A 16,689-nucleotide genomic window follows, 5' to 3' on the forward strand; every position below is an offset into this window, starting at 1 on the left:
CCGGACTTCTTCACCATCGTGAGCGAGCTGGTCGAGCGGTGAAGCCGGGATGATCGACGCGCTCGTCAAGCCGATCGCGCCCATGGAAGCGCGGCTGGTCTCGGCCTTGCCCGAGGAACCGGGCTGGCAGTTCGAGCCCAAATGGGACGGCTTCCGCGCGATCGCGGTGCGCGATGGGGAGCGGGTGGCGATCTGGTCCAAATCGGGCCGCCCGCTCGATCGCTATTTCCCCGAGCTCGTCGCGCTGCTGCTTGGGGCCGCGAGCACGCGGTTCATCGTCGATGGCGAGATCGTCGTGCCACGCGGCAATGCCCTGTCGTTCGGCGCCCTGCAGGCGCGGCTGCACCCCGCGCCGAGCCGGATCGCGAGGCTCTCGCGCGAGACCCCGGCGCAATTCATGCTGTTCGACCTGCTTCGCCTGGGCGACGAGGACGTGACGTCGCGTCCGCTGGCCGAGCGCCGGCCCGCGCTCGAGGCGTTTCATGCCGCCGAGGGCAGTGCGGCGCTTCTGCTCTCGCCGTGCAGCCATGATCTGGCCGACGCCCGCGCCTGGCTCGCCGAGGCCGGCGGCGCGCTCGACGGCGTGGTCGCGAAGCGGCTCGACCAGCCTTACCTCGGTGGCGAGCGGGCGATGGCCAAGGTGAAGCAGCGGCGCAGCGCCGATTGCGTGGTCGGCGGCTTTCGCCGAACGCCTGACGGCAGCGGTGTCGCGTCGCTGCTGCTCGGCCTCTATAATGACGAGGGGCGGCTCGACCATGTCGGCTTCACGTCGGGCCTGGCCGCAGCCGAGCGCAAGCGTCTGCTCGGCATACTCGCGCCGCTGGTCGAAGCCCCGGGCTTCACCGGCAAGGCGCCGGGCGGGCCGAGCCGGTGGAATGACGGCAAGGAATCCGAATGGAGCCCGCTGCGCGCCGAGTGCGTGGTCGAAGTCGGCTATGACCAGGTCACTGACGGCCGCTTCCGCCACGGCACGAAGCTGCTGCGCTGGCGGCCCGACAAGAGGCCCGACCAGTGCACGACCGATCAGCTCGTCCGCGAGATCAGCCCGGCAGAGCTCATCACGCTGATGGGCGCGCGGTAGCTGCTCCGGTCAGGCCTTGTCCGCCAGTTCGGCCCATACCGGCGCATGGTCGCTGCTCTTCTCCCAGCCGCGCACGTCCTTGTCGACCTGCGCATCCACCAGCCGCGCCGTCAGTGCCGGGCTGAGCAGCAGATGGTCGATCCTGAGCCCGGCATTGCGCGGATAGGCGTTCCGGAAATAATCCCAGAAAGTGTAGATCGTCTCGTCCGGGTGGCGGGTGCGCAGCGCGTCGGTCCAGCCCTGGCCGAGCAGCCGGAAAAAGGCGGCGCGGACCTCGGGCGCGAAAAGCGCGTCGTCGAGCCAGCGCTCGGGCTTGTAGACGTCGCGCTCGGTCGGCATCACGTTGAAGTCGCCGGCGATGACGACCGGCATGCCGCTCGCCATCAGTTCGGCGCCGTGCGCGATCAGCCGATCGAACCAGGCGAGCTTATAGTCGAATTTCGGCCCCGGCCGCGGATTGCCGTTGGGCAAATACAGCCCCGCGACCAGCACGCCGTTCACCGCCGCCTCGATATAGCGGCTGTGGAGGTCGTCCGGATCGCCGGGCAGCCCGCGCCGGGTCTCGACCGGCGTGCCGACCCGGCTGAGGATCGCGACGCCGTTCCAGCTTTTCTGGCCGTGCCAGATCGCCTCGTAACCGGCGGCTTCGATCGCCGCGATCGGGAATTTCTCCTGCGGCGCCTTGAGCTCCTGGAGGCAGGCGATATCGGGCGCGGATTCGGCGAGCCAGCGGAGCAGCACCGGGAGGCGGCCGTTGATGCCGTTCACATTATAGGTCGCGATCTTCATCGTCCCACCTGCTGCCCACACTTTCATTGCCTGTGCGACAAACGCGCGGCGGGTCGAGAAGGACTCAGGGAGACAGCGTGCGCTACTTCACCTTGCGCCTGACAAATTCGACTGAGGAATCGAAGCCCGGACCGCTTGCCGACACATAATATGTTCGGCCGGTAACCAATTCTCTGGCGGGGGATGAGAGATCGAAATCCACAGGCGTATCGGGATAGGTCAGCTTCGAGAAGCACGGGCGTGCCGGACCATCAATGGGTTTTATGATAACGCTCCAGTAGACTGAAGCATCGAGCGCGTAGCTGTCTGCAATTTGGAGTGATTCAATACACGGTTTACCGAAGTGCTCTATGCCTTCTATCGATACCTTTCCGTCCGGCGATTGTTGAATCTCGAGTGGCACTGAGAGTTTGCACGAAGACAGGAGGAATCCACCCATAAACAGGGCCGGAAGAAGACGATTGCACTTACAGCCCATAGATACCTGACCCATGCAACCGCCGTTCCAGCTTTTGCCGCTGCGGAAGGCTGGAGGCCGCGTTCAGCGCCAGGAGTTTGGCGTAATCGCCTGCCATCTGGGACTGACCCTCCAACGTTTCGGTCGCATACACAGAGTTGCGCGGACCATATTCATATACGATATTCCTGTCGAATCCGGATTTGGACAGTCCGTAATTTTTGTGCTCATTTGCGTACCTGAGAAAGAAATTCGCGAATCCAAGTTTTTGATATTGAAGAACGTGGTTGAATTCATGGATCAGCGTATCAATACCGAGGGGGGGTTCTGGAAAGGTCGGGTGCGTAATAGGGAACGCCATTGGATGTCGCATTCGGATTTATGTATACAGTATTGCCCTCCGTATAGGCGGGATTGCCGCCGAATTTGAACGCTGCGTAAGCTGTCGGATTAAGGCCCGGTCCTTTGACGATTTTAACATCGCTCAAATCGATCATGCCGGGAAAGGCGTCTGAGATCATCTTATATTCATTTGGCGTGAGATCCCTTGCCCGCGACCCCCGCATCAGGTTCGCGGTCGCGTTGAGGCCGTCGGAAGGCATGTCGCGGAGTTCCTGCGCAAGCCTTTCGCGCCGCTCGACAAGCGCACGGACAAAGGCGTCTCCCATGCCCGTGAAGGGGGTGGAAAGCCCGCCCTCCTGCTGCGATATCAGTGACGAATATGGTCCCCCACGGCCCGGGCCTCCGGCGCCATGAGATCCTGGGTCGTCACCTTGCCCACCTTTGTTGAACACGGCCGGCTGGAACTGCGGGGCCGCTTGCGGACTACCGAAGTCAACGCGCGTAAATGGCTGTCGAGCCGGGTCGCTCGCCGCGCTGGCCGGACCGCCGCCCTGGGGCGTCCTGTCCCGATTGGAAAGGGCGTCCTCATCGGCTGAGGCTGCAGGCGGGACGGTATCGACCCGCTGGAGAGGTCGGTGTGCCGGTTCGGTGACCGCCGTGAATTCGTGGAGCCTTTCAGGCGCAATGGCCCTTATTGCATGGAGGAAAGCCTCGTCGACCTCATCATAGGTCGCCGGGCGCGTGCCACCAGTGAGAATTTCGAGGTCGAGCTGCATGCGGGAAAGGACACGCATCCCGAGATTTCCGCCTCGGGGAGTTGCACGGGGTGGATCGACCGACGGCGCCGGGGGCAGTCCGTCCGCCCGCGGCTCAGGCTGGGGTGGATGCCCCGCGCTATCGGCAGGCGCCGGGCTTGCAGCGTCGGCAGAGAGAGTCGGCTCTGCCGATAGCGGATCGGCATCAGCCTCATCCCGCGGCGCAGGTGCCGGTAATGCAGCGATATCGGCGACATTCGCTGCATCCGGGTCGGGTCCACTCGTCGTACCGGCGGTTTGGGGTTGAATGGACGGCGCCTTGGTTGCCATGTGCATCTCCACTTTCCGGTCGCTATAGGTCCCGGCGTGGCAAGGCTGAATCGCGGCTGATCCAGGCGCGCATTGGCCGAGTCGTTGAGGCGCGCGTCACGTGCAGTGATGATCGTCGGCGCTGCGCGGATACGTCGCGTGGCTCGCGGGTTGTCGCTTCACACATCAAGGAGACAGGCGATGCTCGAACATGTTCCGGAGTGGCTCGGCGAGATGCTGAAGAACGTCCGGGCGGGGCATTCGAAGCTCGTCGCGGTCGAGGTCGCGCCTGACGGTCTCCCGATGATCGAGCTGTCCAGCCCGGCCTTTGCGCCGGGGGCGCGGCTGCCGGAGCGCTTCACCGCCGACGGGGCGGGGGTGTCGCCGCCGCTCGTCTGGGGCGATGTGCCCGAGGGCACGCGGAGCCTCGCGCTGATTGTCGAGGATCCCGACGCGCCGGCGCTCAACCCGCTGGTCCATGCGATCGTCTGGGGCCTGCCCGCCGGCGAGCGCCGCCTCGCCGAGGGTGCGATCACGCGGGACGGCGAGGGCGGCGCCGATGGCCGCGATGTCGGGCGCAACAGCTATTTCAGCGAGGGCTGGCTGCCGCCCGATCCACCGACCGGGCATGGCGAGCACGACTATGTCTTCCAGCTCTTCGCGCTTTCCGAGACGCCGCGGCTTGAGGCGAATCCGGGCCGGTCGTCGATCGTCGGCGCGATCGAGGGCAGGGTGCTCGCGACCGGCCTGCTGGTCGGCACCTATTCGCGCGGCCATCCGGTGCCGGTGGGGTCGGGAGGTTTCGCCGGCGCGGCGCCTGCCTGAGGGCGATCGTGATTCGGCGGATCGTCACCGAAACGGGCGCCGCCGCCCGACGGCGATGAACAGGCCGCCTTCATGGGCGAGCGCGCTGGTCCAGGCGATCTGTGCCAGCCAGTCCTCGAGCCACCAGCCATCCTGCTCGGGCTCGAACAGGCCGGTCTCCTCTCCGCCGAGCTGGGCGCTCGGGAAGGCGCGGACATAGTCGACGTCATTCTCCGCGAACCAGCGACGGACTTCACCCAGCGTATGGCGGTGTTCCTCGGGGTGGCGATACTGGTCGCGCAGCCAGGCCTCGCGGCGGTCGGGCTCGGCCGCGCGGTCGCGCAGGACCGGGTCGCCCGGGATCCAGCGCTCGCGCGTCAGCCGCGCGGCGACCCGGCGCAGGCGCAGCGGCAACCGGGCGATCGCATTGTATAGCCCGATCACGATCATCCCGCCCGGGCGCGCCAGGCCGGCGATGCGGCGGAAGGATTGCCGCGGATCAGGGGTGTGGTGAAGCACGCCCGAGCAATAGACCATGTCGAATGCCGCCGGACGCAGCGCCGGGTGGGCAAGGTCCATTTCGATAAAGGCCGCCTTGCTCACGCCGAAACGTGCCGCCGCCTCCGCGCCCAGCTCGAGCGACGCGCGGGTCAGGTCGGCGCCGATCACGAGGCGGTCGGCGCGCGCGAGATAAAGGCTCATCTGGCCGGTGCCGCAGCCGATCTCGACGATCCGGGCATCACCGGGAATCGCGTCGTCGAGCAGGCGGGCGAAGCGGCTGCGGTCGGCGCGGGCGCGCAGCCAGGTGATGCTGTCGCGCGGCGGATAGCCGGGGAAGGGCGCCGCCGTGTAGAAATCGCGAACGCGCTCGGTGCGGTGGTCGGCGGGCAGGCGCAGCGCCGGCACACCGCCCGGCGCGTCGAACCGCGTGCCGCAGCCGTCGCAGCGCCAGCCGGCGTCCAGCGCGCCGCCACAGGCCGGGCAGGCGAGCAGCGCGCGGAACCGGCCATCCATTCAGAAGATCGAATAGACGAACGGCGCCAGGGCCTCGACGCTGGCGGCAAGCGTCAGCACCAGGCCGGTAAGGCAGAGAAAGATGGTGAGCGGCACCATCCATCGCCCCGATTTCGATCGCCACATGCCCTGGGCGAGCTCGGCCGTGGTGCCGAAGGCGCTGCCGAAGACGATCAACTGCCGCCGCATGCGGCCCCGCTTCCTGATCATGCGACATCCTCCAATCGTGGTTCCTGGGCATGGTGGCGTTTGCCGAGCCGGGCATTGCCGACGACCAATTGGTCGATGCCGCTGCGGCGAAAGGTCGAATATCCCTCGGCGACGGTGTTCACGATCGGCTCGCCGGCGAGGTTGAACGAGGTGTTGAGCAGCACCGGCACCCCGGTCCGCCGGCCATAGGCTTCGAGCAGCGCGCTCAGGCGTGGCGCCATGACGTCATCGACGACCTGCACGCGGGCGGTGCCGTCGACATGAGTCACGGCGGCAAGGCGCTCATGCCATTCGCGCCGCACCGGGAAGACGCCCGACATGAAGCGCGCGAGCCGGGCGCCGCCGGGCGGCAGCAGGAAGAAACGATCGGCATGTTCGGCCGGGACGATCGGCGCGAAGGGGCGGAATTCCTCGCGATATTTGATCTCGCGGTTGAGCCGGTCGCGCATGGCTGCGTCATGCGGCGCGGCGAGGATACTGCGATGGCCGAGCGCCCGCGGCCCGAATTCGAGCGCGCCCTCCATCCAGCCGACCACCCGGCCCCGGGCGAGGTCCTCGGCCAGGATGTCGAAGAGCCGCGCGTCGTCGAACTGCTCGGCCCGATACTCGTCCTCCTCGGCGAGACGGAGCAGCATGGCGGGGTCTGCGGCCGGGCCCCAGAAGGGGTGGTCCGGCATCTCGCGGTGCGGGCGGCCGAACTGGATGCGATCGGCATGGAGCGCGGCACCGAGCGCGCAGCCGGCATCGCCCGGCGCCGACGGCACGAAGATCCGCCTGAACCCCGATTCACCGAGCATGCGGGCATTGGCGACGCCGTTCAGGGCAACCCCGCCGCCGAGGCAGAGATCGTCGAGCCCGGTCTCGCGCTGGAGCGAGCGGGCGATGTCGAGCAATATCTCCTCGAGCACATATTGGGCGCTGGCGGCGATATCGGCGAAGCGCCGCCCTTCGCCGGTGCCGAATTCGATCGGGTCCTCGGGGCGCCGCGCCGGGCCGAACAGCTCGACGAAGCGCTTCGAGAAGCTGGTCTCGACCTGGCTGTGGAAATCGAAAAAGGAGAGATCGAGCGCGAAGGCGCCGTCGCCGGTGCGGCGGATGACCCGGCGGACCTCGTCGAGCCGGTTGGGCACGCCATAAGCGGCGAGGCCCATTACCTTATATTCGCCTTCGTTGACCGCGAAGCCGAGATAGGCAGTGAAGGCCGAATAGAAGAGGCCGAGCGAATGCGGGAAGCGCAGCTCGCGCAGCAGGCGGATCTCGACCCGGCCATCGGCATGCTTCACCCCTTCGCCGACGGTCAGCGTCGCCCATTCGCCGACCCCGTCGGCGGTGAGGATCGCCGCGTGGCGCGTCGGCGCGGTGAGGAAGGCGGCGGCGGCGTGCGACTGGTGGTGCTCGCAGAAATGCACCTTGTTGCCGGGCACGCCGAGCTGCGAGGAGATGATGCCGCGCACCCAGAGCTTCTCGCCGAGCGCATTCTTCATTGCCTTGGGAAAGGCGCGCCAGCTGTCGGGGAAGCTGCGCAAAGTGCTGGTCAGGATCCGATCGAACTTCAGCGTGGGCTTTTCGTAGAAGATCACTGCGTCGAGATCGTCGGGCTCGATCCCGGCATGGCCGAGGCACCATTCGATCGCGGCGAGCGGGAAGGCGGCGTCGTTCTTGCGCCGCGACAGCCGTTCCTCCTGCACCGCGGCGACCGGCAGGCCGTCGATCAGCAGGGCCGCTGCCGCGTCGTGATAATGGGCCGAGATGCCGAGAATCTTCATCGGGCGCTCCAGCCGGGATGTTCGCGCCGCGCCGCGCGCTTCGCGAGCAGGGCGAAGGGCGGGAGCAGGATGAAATATTGAGCGGTCAGGATGATCGCGGCCATGACGTTCGCGATGCCGGTCGCAAGCCGCAAATAGCTTTTCCACAGCCGCCGCGCCCGCGCCATCCAGAGGTGCCGGCGGCGGCGGCCCGCGGAGACCCGGTCGAGCTGGGCAAGCGAATAGCGCATATGGAATTCCTCGTCGCGCAGGATTCGGTCGAACACGGCGCGGGTGCGCGGATCATGGCCGAGCACCTTGCGATAGGCAGAGAAATCACGCGCGGCGGCGGATTCGGAGAGATGGATGAAGGCGAGCAGCGTGCGATCATCCTCGTCCTCGACGCGGAGATCGTCGAGGCCATGCTCGCCCGGCGCAATCCGGTCAGTGGCCGGGCTGGGGCTTTCCGGTCCTTCGATCGTCTTCCACAGCTCGATGCCGCGGATGCGGAACATCTCGGCATGGCGCGCTTCGTCGCGGGCATGGGCGAAGAAGCAGCGGCGCAGATGCGGATCGCCGGTGAGCTCGGCCGCGCGGACCAGGTCCCGGCCGCCATCGGCCTCGACCCGGGCGAATTGCAGCAGCTTGCGGGCGCGGCGCCTTGGATTCGCCCATAGCAGCCAGACCAGCGGGCGCGGCAGGGCGGTCATCGGGCCGTGTCCGGGTGGTCCGCGGCACGACGGGGGGCGTCGTACGCGCGGACCATGAATGCTGAAAAGGCCAGGCCTGCTCCTGCGGTTATCCAGTTCATCGCGCTGGTTCCACCCAAGCCCCTTTCGTCTCGCCGGGTAAGTGCCGGGGCGAAAGGCAAAGGTTCAAAGGGCCGCGGGAGCGCGATCTCTGCCCCCGATCATGCCGGGAGGCTCCCTGTTTCGGGGGCGCTTTTGGGCGATCCGGTCAAATCCGCCCGTTCCCGATGAACCGATCGGCGATGGGCGGGAACCAAGCCCGGACAACCGGACAGGAGAAACAGATGCGCCCCTTCATGATCCCCTTGCTGGCGCCAGCCTTGCTGGTGGCCGCGTCCGGCAGCGCGCAGAGCCCCGACTGGAGCCAGGCGCGCCCGCTGACGATCGAGCTGTCGAGCTTCAAATTCACGCCCGCAGCCACCACCCTCGAGCATGGGACGGTGTACCGGCTCCATCTCGTCAACACCTCGTCGGGCGGGCATGATTTCGTCGCGAAGGAGTTCTTCGCCGGCAGCACGATCGCGCCCGAGGATCGCGCCAGGGTCAAGGGCGGCAGCGTCGATGTCGATGGAGGGGAATCAGTCGATATCCGGCTGATCCCGGGCGCGCCGGGCACCTACAAGCTGCATTGCTCGCATTTCATGCACAGCACCTTCGGGATGACCGGCACGATCACCGTTCAATAGGCCGGGGCCGGTGAAGCGTGCGGCGGCGATCGTCGATGCGTTGCTGTTCTGCGCCGGCGCCGCGCTGATCGCCCCCGCGGCGGCGGCCAACCGCGCCTGGCTCGACCGGCATGTGCTGCCGCACATGTTCCTCAGCCGGGACCAGCAGCTGCTGTGGTGGTGGCTCGAGCGCGGCGCGGCGCTGGTCGCCGGGCTGGCGCTGATCGCGCTGGTCAGGCCGCGCGTGGTGCGCGCGGTCGCGCAGGGGAAGGGCCCTGCGCTGGCGGCCTGGTGCCTCGGCGCGGGCGCCGCGGTCCTGCTCAGCCTCGGCGCCAGCGAGCTGATCCTCCGCGCCACATGGTGGCGCGGGATCGATCATTGGGCAGCGACCGAGGAGCCGCTGCGCCGGGCCGATGCCAGGCTCGGCTGGACCCTCGTGCCCGGCCGCACCGGACGCGAGCTCTATCGGGGCCGGCCCATCCTTTATCACATCGACGCGGGCAGCCACCGGGTCGGCGATCCCGCGCGGCCGGTCGACGCAGCGCGGCCGGCGATCCTGTTCACCGGCGAATCGATCATGCTCGGCTTCAGGCTGAACTGGCGCGAGACGATCGCCGGGCAGGTCGAGGCACTGACCGGCGTCCAGGCGGCGAATCTCGCGGTCAATGGCTATGGCACTGACCAGGCTTTCCTTCGGCTGCACGCCGAGCTGCCCCGCTTCGCACAGCCGGTGGCGGTGGTCGCCCTGTTCGCGCCCTCGCTGCTCGAGCGCAATCTCGATGACGACCGGCCGCATCTCGATGCCGCGCTCCGCTGGCATGACGGCCGGCGTTACTGGCGGCTCCAGCGGCTGATGAAGAATGTCGCGCTTTACCGCAGCAGCGCCGCGATCGACCGGGGGATCGCCGCGACGCGCGCGGTGCTCGCCGAGACAGTGCGCGCGGCGCGGGCGCGGCATGCCGCGGTGCTGATCCTGGTGCCGTGCTTCGCGCCCGAACAGCCGACCGAGCGCGTGATCCGCCGCCGCGTGCTCGACGAAGCGGGCCTCCCCTATGTGCAGGTGATGCTCGATCCGGCCTGGCGGATCGCCGGCGACCGCCACCCTGATGCCCGCGCCGATCTGGCGATGGCGCGGGCGATCGTGGTGGCGTTGAGGCGGCAGCGGCCCGATCCGCTTGCGGGCCGGTAAAGGCCGGTCAGGCCTTTGCTGGCAGCACGACCGAGCCGGTCTCGAGCAGCGATTTCAGGTTCGACAGGATCTGCGGCCAGCCACCCGAGACGGCGACGACGAGCTTCGACTCCTCGCGCTCGATGCTGTGCGTCACGGTCAGCTTGACGGCATCGCCCACCGGCTCGATCTCCATCGTGCAGAGCGACCAGCCCTCGGCGTTGAGTTCGGGGCTCCATTCGTTGCGCCAGCGGATGCCGAGGCGCCGGGGCGGGTCGAACGCAGTGATCTCGCCCGTGTCGGTGACATTGCCGTTCTTCGATATCAGCTTCCAGGCGCCGCCGAGCTTCCACTCGGCCTCGGGCCGGGTGCCGAGCCAATATTGAACGGCGAAATCGGGGCTGATGAGCGCCTCCCAGGCGCGTTCGGGCGTCGTCTTGATATAGGTGACGTAAACGAAGCTGCTCTTGGGGGTGGTCATGGCTTTTCTCCTTCCAGGCTTTTCTTGAGGCTCGACAGCGCGGCGAGGCGCGGTTGCTCGAATTTGCCGATCCAGCGTTCGGCGATTCCGTTGATGGGCACCGGATTGATGTAATGGAGCTTCTCGCGGCCCCGACGCATCGAGACGACGAGATTGGCGCCTTCGAGGATCGCGAGATGCTTCGCGACTGCCTGGCGGGTCATGTCGAGGCCGGCGCACAGATCGCCGAGCGACTGGCCGTCGGCCGCGTGCAGGCGATCGAGCAGGCGCCGCCGGCTCGGATCGGCCAGGGCTCGAAAAACATCATCGTCATCCGCTTTCATAATACGTAACCAATCGGTTCCCTGTGGCCATATAGGCAACCATATAGTTGCATGTCAACAGCCCTTGTTGACTGGAATCGGGAGGCGCAAACTGTGCTGACCCGCGGTGAACCTTTTCGGGCCGCGGGGGCACTCACGACGCGAAAGGGAGCAGCTTTTGAGCGGATACAGCGCGGCGGGCGGCCAGGGCCGGGCGTCAGCCTTCTCGGGCGACGATGACCTGCGGCTGATGGCCCGCGTCCGCGCCCGCGACCAGGCCGCGTTCGAGCAGCTTTACCGCAACTATCATCCCCGGCTTGCCCGCTTCCTCATCAATCTCATCCACAAGCCGCATCTGGTCGAGGAGGTCCTCAACGACACGATGATGGTGGTGTGGGACCGGCCGGAGAGCTTTCGCGGCGCGAGCAAGCTCTCGACCTGGATCTTCGGCATCGCCTGGCGCAAGGCAATGAAGGCAGTGCGGCGGCAGGACGAGCCGGTCGAGGACACGGAGAGCGAAACCCGCGCCAGCCCCGATGCCGGCCCCGACGGCCGATTGGGCCAGCAACGCGCGCAGGCGCTGCTGCTGGCGGCGATCGGCCGGCTTTCGCCCGATCATCGCGCGGTGGTCGACCTGACCTATTTCCACGAGATGGGCTATCGCGAGATCGCCGAGATCATGGAATGTCCGGTCGACACGGTGAAGACCCGCATGTTCCACGCCCGGCGCCACCTCAAGCGCGCGCTGTCGGGCGATCTGGGCGCGGGCGCGCTGGCTGACTGGTGGTAGCGATGGGCAATGTCGTCCATCTGCGCCGCGACCGGCATGACGAGGCGCTGAAGCTGCTGCCCTGGTACATGACCGGGCGGCTCGATCCGGCCGACAAGGCCCGGGTCGGCGCGCATCTCGCCATGTGCCCCGCGTGCCGCGCCGAGCTGGCGGCGGAGCGTCGCCTGCGGGACGGTGTCGCGAGGCTGGCGATCGATATGGAGCTCGACTGGGCAGCGTTCCGCCGCGCCCGTGCCGTCCGGCCGCATTCCCGCCTGGCCGGGGCAGTGGGCGCGGCGTTGCGCCGCCGGATGAGCAGGCCGGCTGCGCTGGGGTGGCTGGTCGCAGCGCAGGCCGCCCTGCTGCTCGTCGCCATGCCGGTCGCTCCCCCCGCCGGCCGCCCGGCACCCTATCGCGCGCTCGGCGCGGCCGCTCAGCCTGTCGCGGGCAATATCGTCGTGATGTTTCGCCCGGAGACGAGCGAGCACGACCTTCGCCGGGTGCTGACGCTCAGCGGCGCGCGGCTGGTCGACGGCCCGACCGCGGCGCATGCCTATGTGGTGCGGGTGCCCGAAGCGGGGCGCGGCACGGCGCTGGCGACGCTTCGCGCGCAGGCGGCGGTGATGCTGGCCGAGCCGATCGATCAGGCGTCGTAACGGGCTGGACAGCCCGCCGATCCTTTCCCGAAACGAAGAAGGTCATCCTTCTTAATTAGCGATTGCGCTCGCCCCCGCGAAAAGGCAGTTTCGTGACAAGGCAGCCGGAACGGGGCGTTCCGGGCATGCCGCGTCAGGAGAGAACCAGACCTACACGGTTGGGGGAACTCGTCTTGGCGCTGCTGCAGATATCGTGGTTCGTTCCTCTCGTCGCGCTGCTCGGCGCGGGGCTTCTCGCCGGTTTCGCCGCCGGGATTTTCGGGATCGGCGGCGGCTTCGTGGTAGTGCCGGCGCTGTTCCTCGTCCTGCCGCTGCTGGGCGGCGACCGCAGCCAATATGCCCATGTCGCGATCGGCACCTCGGCGGCGACGATCATCATCACCTCGATCCGCTCGCTCAGGTCGCACGCGAAGCGCGGCGCGGTCGATTTCCAGATCCTGCGCGACTGGGCGCCCTGGGTGGTGCTCGGGGATATCGCCGGGGTCATTCTCGCCGGGCATGTCGACGGTTCTGTCCTCACCCTGGTCTTCGCCAGCGGCGTGCTGCTGATGTCGGCCAATTTCCTCGTGCCGCGGCTCGGCAACCATGTGCTGTCGGATCAGATGCCGGGCGGCATGGGCAGGGTGGCGATCGCCGGCGGGCTCGGCACCTTCTCCTCGCTGCTCGGCATCGGCGGCGGCACCGTCGCGATCATGGTGATGACCTTGTGCGGCCGCTCGATCCACCGCGCGATCGCGACCGCCTCGGGGATCGGCACGCTGATCGCCATCCCGAGCGCGATCGGCTTCGCCTGGATCGGCCTGAACGAGCCGGGCCTGCCCTGGGGATCGCTCGGCTATGTCAACCTGCCGGCGACCGTCGCGATCGCCTCGATGTCAGTGCTGACCGCGCCGCTCGGCGTCGCCGCGGCGCATAGCCTTGAGCCAGCGCTGCTCAAGCGCGTGTTCGGCATCTATCTCGTCGTCATCGCCATGTTCATGTTCAAGCATAGTATGAAATATTGATTCCAAGTGGCTCTTTCAGGGGACAAAAATCATGACGGAACAGGCCATTATCGAGGAACGTACCGACGATCTTCTGGGGCGCGGCTTCGCCCGGCGCGATCTGGCGCGGATCGCCGCCATATTCGGGGCGGGCGTGGTCGCGGCGAGCGTCGGACGGCCCGCCTGGGCTTCGGGCGGCGTACCCGATCCGGCGCCCAACGCAAAGATACGGATCGGCGCGAACGAATGCTGGGCGGGCCCGCTGGCGCCGGGCCAGGCGGCCGCCGCGCGGATCATCGCGAGCGGCAACCGCTATGCGCCGCATGACGAGCGCGGCGATTTCATCAAGGCAGTGATGGCGGTCGAGGGCGTGCCCTATGATCATGTCGCGCCCTGGCCCGGCTCGAGCGACCCGCTGTCGCGTGCGGTCGTCAGCTTCTGCTCGCCGACCCGCGGGCTGGTCACCGCCGACCCGACCTTCGAGCTTGCCGGCCGCACCGCCGAATGGCTGAAGGTACCGGTCAAGCGCGTGCCGCTGACCGCCGATTATGTCCATGACGTGAAGGGCATGGTCGCCGCCGATCCCAATGCCGGGCTCTATTATATCTGCACCCCCAACAACCCGACCGGCACCATCACCCCGCTTGCCGATATCGAATGGCTGCTCGACAACAAGCCGACCGACGCCGTGCTGCTGATCGACGAGGCCTATACCCATTTCGCCGGCGTCCCGACCGCCTCCTATCTCGCGGCGGCGCGCAAGGATGTGGTGGTGATGCGCACTTTCTCGAAGATCTTCGGGATGGCGGGGATGCGGATGGGCTATATCATGACTGACCCGGCGAATATCGCGCGGATGATGCGCTATGACGGCGGCATGCAATCGGGCGCCTTGCCCTTGCCGTCGCTCGCCTGCGCCACCGCGAGCCTGACCGCGGCGCCGCTGATCGCCGCGCGGCGCGAGCAGATGCAGGCCGCGCGCGGCATTGCGCTCGATCACCTCAAGGCGCGGGGGCTCGATGTAAAGCCGACCAACGCCAACATGTTCATGATCGACTGGAAGACGAAGCCCGCCAAGGACATGCAGGCTGCGTTCCGCACCCAGAGCGTCGAGATCGGCCGCTCCTGGCCGATCTGGCCGACCGTCTCGCGCGTCACCGTCGGCTCGGCGGCCGAGATGAAGGCGTTCTGCATGGCGCTCGACAAGGTGTGGGTGTGATCCCGGGCGCGGTGCCGCCCGCACCACGTTCCGGAGCTGCCTGCGTGAGACCTGATCCGCAATCGGAATGGACCGGGGCGATTCAATTCCGGGGGAGATTGCGGCACGAGCGCGAGCGGGCAGGATGCTGTCCCGGTTCCGCCCCGCTCTTTGACATGACTGTTTTTTCCAGACGGCAGCTCAGCCCTTCGAACCGGCCCGCTGTTCCGCCGCTGTTCCGCCGCTGTTATCGTCGCTGTTCCTCGCTGTTATCCCGCTGTTCTTCAATAACAGCGGGATCGAGGGTAAGTACCTGATAACGAATGCTGAAATTGAGTGAAAAATCCAACATAACAGCGGCAAAAATAAAAACGCGATAACAGCGGAAAAACAGCGGGAAACCGGGGTTGGTGGGGCGCTCGGGCGGGCAGTGCCCTGAACATCCTGCCTTGAATTGACGATCCGGATTTCCCGCGCGACGCTTCTAGAGCACCGAGCGTCAAATCTCATCCGTTCGTCCTGAGGTGCCATCGAGGTGCCGCGTAGCGGCGTATCGAGAGGGCGTATCGACGGACAGGTCCCGAGCGACAACCTGTCCTTCGATATGAGCCCTCGATGCGCCTTCGGCACCTCGGCCCCCACTCAGACGAACGGGGTGGCGATCCTGATTTAGCGCTCGCCTCTAGGCCGCCGCCCCGGCACTTTCGCTGTGGTGATGCGCCACCGGCTCAGCCACGTCGAACGGAATCCCGTCCTCGCGGCACAGCGCATGGATCGCCGCGCGCGCGGTGAGCAGGCCGGTCGGCAGGCCGCCGCCGGGCATCACCCACTGGCCGATCATCCGGAAATTCTTCAGGCCGGGCAGGGTGGTCTCCAGCGCAGTGAGCCCGGTCCGGGGGGTGAGCAGCCAGCCTTCCATGCTGCCCTGCCAGTTGCCGGTATAGCGGATGACGCTCGCCGGGGTGGAGACGTCAGTCACCTCGATCGCCGCGCTGATGCCGGGAAGCCGCTGTTCGAAGACGTCGAGCACGGCGGCGGCGATGCGGTCCTTCTCGCGGCGATAGCAGGCCGGGTCGCTGTCGCGCAGCCCGCACCAATAGGCGTGGTTGCGCGTCGGGATCATGGCGGTGACGGCAGTCTTGCCGATCGGCGCGAAGCTCGGGTCATAGTTGAAGATGCGGAACGAGACCTGCGCCGCCTCGGTGCCGGGGTCGACCGCGATCGGCGTGTCGAGCACCCGCGTCACGAAACCGGGCTCGTCGGCCAGGTCGCAGGCGACGCCGAACGAAACCTGGAGATAGGAGGGAAAGGGCTCGAACTGCTCATAGATCCTGTCGATCGCGTCGCTGCGCCAGGCGCCGCCGAGCATCTCATAGATCGTCGCATGGCCGTCGGCGGCCGAGATCACCTGATCGGCGCGGATCGTCCCGCCGCCCGCCAGCGCGACGCCGACCGCGGCGCCGTTCTCGACCAGGATCCGCTCGACCCGCGTGCCGGTGATCAGCCGCCCGCCAAGGTTCCGGAACGTCTCGACGATCGGCATGATCACTGCCTGCGAGCCGCCGATCGGATAATCGGCATCCCGCTGGTTCATCCAGGCGAGCGAGAGGATCAGGGTCAGCGCTGAAAGCTCGGCGCTGCCGCCGGTGAAGAACTGGCGAAGCAGCGGGTTGGTGAAGCGCGCGCCATAATCCCGCATGCTGATGTGCGACCAATGTTCGAGCGTCGGCACATGGCGCAGCATCGGCACCAGGCTCAGCCAGCCGCGCAGGCCTTCGGCATCGAGATCGGGCATCTCGAAATCGGTAAGCTTGCGGATCGCCCTGGTGAAATTGCCGATCTCCTCGGCATCCTCGGGGGCGACGCACAGCAGCTCGGCCTCGAGCATGTCGACATCGGTGTAGATCGTGAGCGTCTTGCCGCCGCCTTCGACCGTGACGAAGATCTCGGGATGGACGAAGTCGAGCTTGCCGATATCGAACACCTCCTGCCAATGCGCGAACATCGGGCGGCCGCGCTTCGATCCGAGCAGCCAGTGAAGGCAGGTCTCGAAGGTGTAGCCCTGGCGGTGCCAGCTCGTGGCGAGGCCGCCCGGCACGTCATGCATCTCGACCAGATCGACCGCATAGCCGCAGCGGCGCGCATAGACGCCGGCGCACAGCCCGGCGATGCCGCCGCCGATGATGACGATCTTCTTGGGTTCAGCCATGGT

General features: G+C 67.2%; 18 protein-coding genes. 8 read left to right on the forward strand and 10 right to left on the reverse strand.

Annotation, left to right across the window (positions count from 1 at the left end):
- Nucleotides 1-49: 49 nt before the first annotated feature.
- Nucleotides 50-1,081, forward strand: a complete 1,032-nt coding sequence (locus ABD050_RS01400) for an ATP-dependent DNA ligase (protein WP_343887326.1) — start codon at nucleotides 50-52, stop codon at nucleotides 1,079-1,081.
- 9 nt (nucleotides 1,082-1,090) lie between these two features.
- Here the strand turns inward: ABD050_RS01400 and xth are convergent, their stop codons facing one another.
- The 3 genes from xth to ABD050_RS01415 all read right to left on the reverse strand — a co-directional run bounded on the left by xth (nucleotide 1,091) and on the right by ABD050_RS01415 (nucleotide 3,445).
- Complete coding sequence (xth, locus tag ABD050_RS01405) at nucleotides 1,091-1,870, reverse strand: exodeoxyribonuclease III (protein WP_343887428.1); 780 nt, start codon at nucleotides 1,868-1,870, stop codon at nucleotides 1,091-1,093.
- Between the two features lie 467 nt (nucleotides 1,871-2,337).
- On the reverse strand, nucleotides 2,338-2,688 hold the full coding sequence (locus ABD050_RS01410; protein ID WP_343887327.1) for a hypothetical protein: 351 nt from the start codon (nucleotides 2,686-2,688) through the stop codon (nucleotides 2,338-2,340).
- Complete coding sequence (locus ABD050_RS01415; RefSeq protein ID WP_343887328.1) at nucleotides 2,636-3,445, reverse strand: hypothetical protein; 810 nt, start codon at nucleotides 3,443-3,445, stop codon at nucleotides 2,636-2,638. The genes ABD050_RS01410 and ABD050_RS01415 overlap by 53 nt, the downstream gene beginning before the upstream one ends.
- Nucleotides 3,446-3,934: 489 nt before the next feature.
- Between ABD050_RS01415 and ABD050_RS01420 the strand changes: the two genes are divergently transcribed.
- Nucleotides 3,935-4,558 (forward strand): YbhB/YbcL family Raf kinase inhibitor-like protein, encoded by a 624-nt coding sequence (locus ABD050_RS01420; protein WP_343887329.1) that lies wholly within the window; start codon nucleotides 3,935-3,937, stop codon nucleotides 4,556-4,558.
- A gap of 24 nt (nucleotides 4,559-4,582) precedes the next feature.
- On the opposite strand, the gene ABD050_RS01425 is transcribed toward ABD050_RS01420, so the two are convergent.
- The 4 genes from ABD050_RS01425 to ABD050_RS01440 are packed head-to-tail and all read right to left on the reverse strand — an operon-like array spanning nucleotide 4,583 to nucleotide 8,216.
- Nucleotides 4,583-5,551 carry a methyltransferase domain-containing protein gene (locus tag ABD050_RS01425; RefSeq protein ID WP_343887331.1) on the reverse strand — a complete coding sequence of 323 codons (969 nt, stop codon included), beginning with the start codon at nucleotides 5,549-5,551 and terminating at the stop codon, nucleotides 4,583-4,585.
- On the reverse strand, nucleotides 5,552-5,761 hold the full coding sequence (locus tag ABD050_RS01430) for a DUF5989 family protein (RefSeq protein ID WP_343887332.1): 210 nt from the start codon (nucleotides 5,759-5,761) through the stop codon (nucleotides 5,552-5,554). It lies immediately after the preceding gene.
- Entirely contained in the window at nucleotides 5,758-7,527 is a 1,770-nt protein-coding gene (locus ABD050_RS01435; protein ID WP_343887333.1) for a carbamoyltransferase family protein, read from the reverse strand. Before ABD050_RS01435 ends, ABD050_RS01430 begins: the two co-directional genes overlap by 4 nt.
- The gene (locus tag ABD050_RS01440; RefSeq protein ID WP_343887334.1) at nucleotides 7,524-8,216 is read right to left on the reverse strand and encodes a ferritin-like domain-containing protein; all 693 of its coding nucleotides are present in this window, start codon (nucleotides 8,214-8,216) and stop codon (nucleotides 7,524-7,526) included. Before ABD050_RS01440 ends, ABD050_RS01435 begins: the two co-directional genes overlap by 4 nt.
- 323 nt (nucleotides 8,217-8,539) lie before the next feature.
- On the opposite strand from ABD050_RS01440, the gene ABD050_RS01445 reads away from it, so the two are divergent.
- Nucleotides 8,540-8,941 (forward strand): cupredoxin domain-containing protein, encoded by a 402-nt coding sequence (locus ABD050_RS01445; RefSeq protein ID WP_343887335.1) that lies wholly within the window; start codon nucleotides 8,540-8,542, stop codon nucleotides 8,939-8,941.
- A gap of 10 nt (nucleotides 8,942-8,951) precedes the next feature.
- The gene (locus tag ABD050_RS01450; RefSeq protein ID WP_343887336.1) at nucleotides 8,952-10,109 is read left to right on the forward strand and encodes an SGNH/GDSL hydrolase family protein; all 1,158 of its coding nucleotides are present in this window, start codon (nucleotides 8,952-8,954) and stop codon (nucleotides 10,107-10,109) included.
- 7 nt (nucleotides 10,110-10,116) lie between these two features.
- Here the strand turns inward: ABD050_RS01450 and ABD050_RS01455 are convergent, their stop codons facing one another.
- Nucleotides 10,117-10,569: an SRPBCC family protein gene (locus ABD050_RS01455; protein ID WP_343887337.1), complete on the reverse strand. Its 453-nt coding sequence runs from the start codon at nucleotides 10,567-10,569 to the stop codon at nucleotides 10,117-10,119.
- Nucleotides 10,566-10,892 (reverse strand): ArsR/SmtB family transcription factor, encoded by a 327-nt coding sequence (locus tag ABD050_RS01460; protein ID WP_343887338.1) that lies wholly within the window; start codon nucleotides 10,890-10,892, stop codon nucleotides 10,566-10,568. The genes ABD050_RS01455 and ABD050_RS01460 overlap by 4 nt, the downstream gene beginning before the upstream one ends.
- Before the next feature lie 157 nt (nucleotides 10,893-11,049).
- Here ABD050_RS01460 and ABD050_RS01465 point away from each other — a divergent pair, with 157 nt between their 5' ends.
- The 4 genes from ABD050_RS01465 (at nucleotide 11,050) to ABD050_RS01480 (ending at nucleotide 14,498) form a co-directional block, all read left to right on the forward strand.
- Nucleotides 11,050-11,661: an RNA polymerase sigma factor gene (locus ABD050_RS01465; protein WP_343887339.1), complete on the forward strand. Its 612-nt coding sequence runs from the start codon at nucleotides 11,050-11,052 to the stop codon at nucleotides 11,659-11,661.
- A gap of 2 nt (nucleotides 11,662-11,663) precedes the next feature.
- The gene (locus ABD050_RS01470; RefSeq protein WP_343887429.1) at nucleotides 11,664-12,296 is read left to right on the forward strand and encodes a zf-HC2 domain-containing protein; all 633 of its coding nucleotides are present in this window, start codon (nucleotides 11,664-11,666) and stop codon (nucleotides 12,294-12,296) included.
- A 173-nt stretch (nucleotides 12,297-12,469) separates the two neighbouring features.
- Complete coding sequence (locus ABD050_RS01475; protein WP_343887340.1) at nucleotides 12,470-13,300, forward strand: sulfite exporter TauE/SafE family protein; 831 nt, start codon at nucleotides 12,470-12,472, stop codon at nucleotides 13,298-13,300.
- 31 nt (nucleotides 13,301-13,331) lie between these two features.
- On the forward strand, nucleotides 13,332-14,498 hold the full coding sequence (locus ABD050_RS01480; protein WP_343887341.1) for a pyridoxal phosphate-dependent aminotransferase: 1,167 nt from the start codon (nucleotides 13,332-13,334) through the stop codon (nucleotides 14,496-14,498).
- A 661-nt stretch (nucleotides 14,499-15,159) separates the two neighbouring features.
- Here the strand turns inward: ABD050_RS01480 and ABD050_RS01485 are convergent.
- Nucleotides 15,160-16,686, reverse strand: a complete 1,527-nt coding sequence (locus ABD050_RS01485) for a phytoene desaturase family protein (protein WP_343887342.1) — start codon at nucleotides 16,684-16,686, stop codon at nucleotides 15,160-15,162.
- Between the last annotated feature and the right edge of the window lie 3 nt (nucleotides 16,687-16,689).

It is taken from the genome of Sphingomonas oligophenolica (assembly GCF_039522915.1).
GTDB classification, from domain to species: Bacteria; Pseudomonadota; Alphaproteobacteria; order Sphingomonadales; family Sphingomonadaceae; genus Sphingomonas; species Sphingomonas oligophenolica.

Excerpts from the sequence above, each read along its gene's own strand:
- ABD050_RS01445 (WP_343887335.1), top strand. The coding sequence starts at position 8,540 with ATGCGCCCCTTCATGATCCCCTTGCTGGCGCCAGCCTTGCTGGTGGCC.
- ABD050_RS01420 (WP_343887329.1), top strand. The coding sequence starts at position 3,935 with ATGCTCGAACATGTTCCGGAGTGGCTCGGCGAGATGCTGAAGAACGTC.
- ABD050_RS01470 (WP_343887429.1), top strand. The coding sequence starts at position 11,664 with ATGGGCAATGTCGTCCATCTGCGCCGCGACCGGCATGACGAGGCGCTG.
- ABD050_RS01430 (WP_343887332.1), bottom strand. The coding sequence starts at position 5,761 with ATGATCAGGAAGCGGGGCCGCATGCGGCGGCAGTTGATCGTCTTCGGC.
- ABD050_RS01415 (WP_343887328.1), bottom strand. The coding sequence starts at position 3,445 with ATGCAGCTCGACCTCGAAATTCTCACTGGTGGCACGCGCCCGGCGACC.
- ABD050_RS01425 (WP_343887331.1), bottom strand. The coding sequence starts at position 5,551 with ATGGATGGCCGGTTCCGCGCGCTGCTCGCCTGCCCGGCCTGTGGCGGC.
- xth (WP_343887428.1), bottom strand. The coding sequence starts at position 1,870 with ATGAAGATCGCGACCTATAATGTGAACGGCATCAACGGCCGCCTCCCG.
- ABD050_RS01435 (WP_343887333.1), bottom strand. The coding sequence starts at position 7,527 with ATGAAGATTCTCGGCATCTCGGCCCATTATCACGACGCGGCAGCGGCC.
- ABD050_RS01400 (WP_343887326.1), top strand. The coding sequence starts at position 50 with ATGATCGACGCGCTCGTCAAGCCGATCGCGCCCATGGAAGCGCGGCTG.
- ABD050_RS01410 (WP_343887327.1), bottom strand. The coding sequence starts at position 2,688 with ATGGCGTTCCCTATTACGCACCCGACCTTTCCAGAACCCCCCCTCGGT.
- ABD050_RS01460 (WP_343887338.1), bottom strand. The coding sequence starts at position 10,892 with ATGAAAGCGGATGACGATGATGTTTTTCGAGCCCTGGCCGATCCGAGC.
- ABD050_RS01440 (WP_343887334.1), bottom strand. The coding sequence starts at position 8,216 with ATGACCGCCCTGCCGCGCCCGCTGGTCTGGCTGCTATGGGCGAATCCA.
- ABD050_RS01480 (WP_343887341.1), top strand. The coding sequence starts at position 13,332 with ATGACGGAACAGGCCATTATCGAGGAACGTACCGACGATCTTCTGGGG.
- ABD050_RS01455 (WP_343887337.1), bottom strand. The coding sequence starts at position 10,569 with ATGACCACCCCCAAGAGCAGCTTCGTTTACGTCACCTATATCAAGACG.
- ABD050_RS01485 (WP_343887342.1), bottom strand. The coding sequence starts at position 16,686 with ATGGCTGAACCCAAGAAGATCGTCATCATCGGCGGCGGCATCGCCGGG.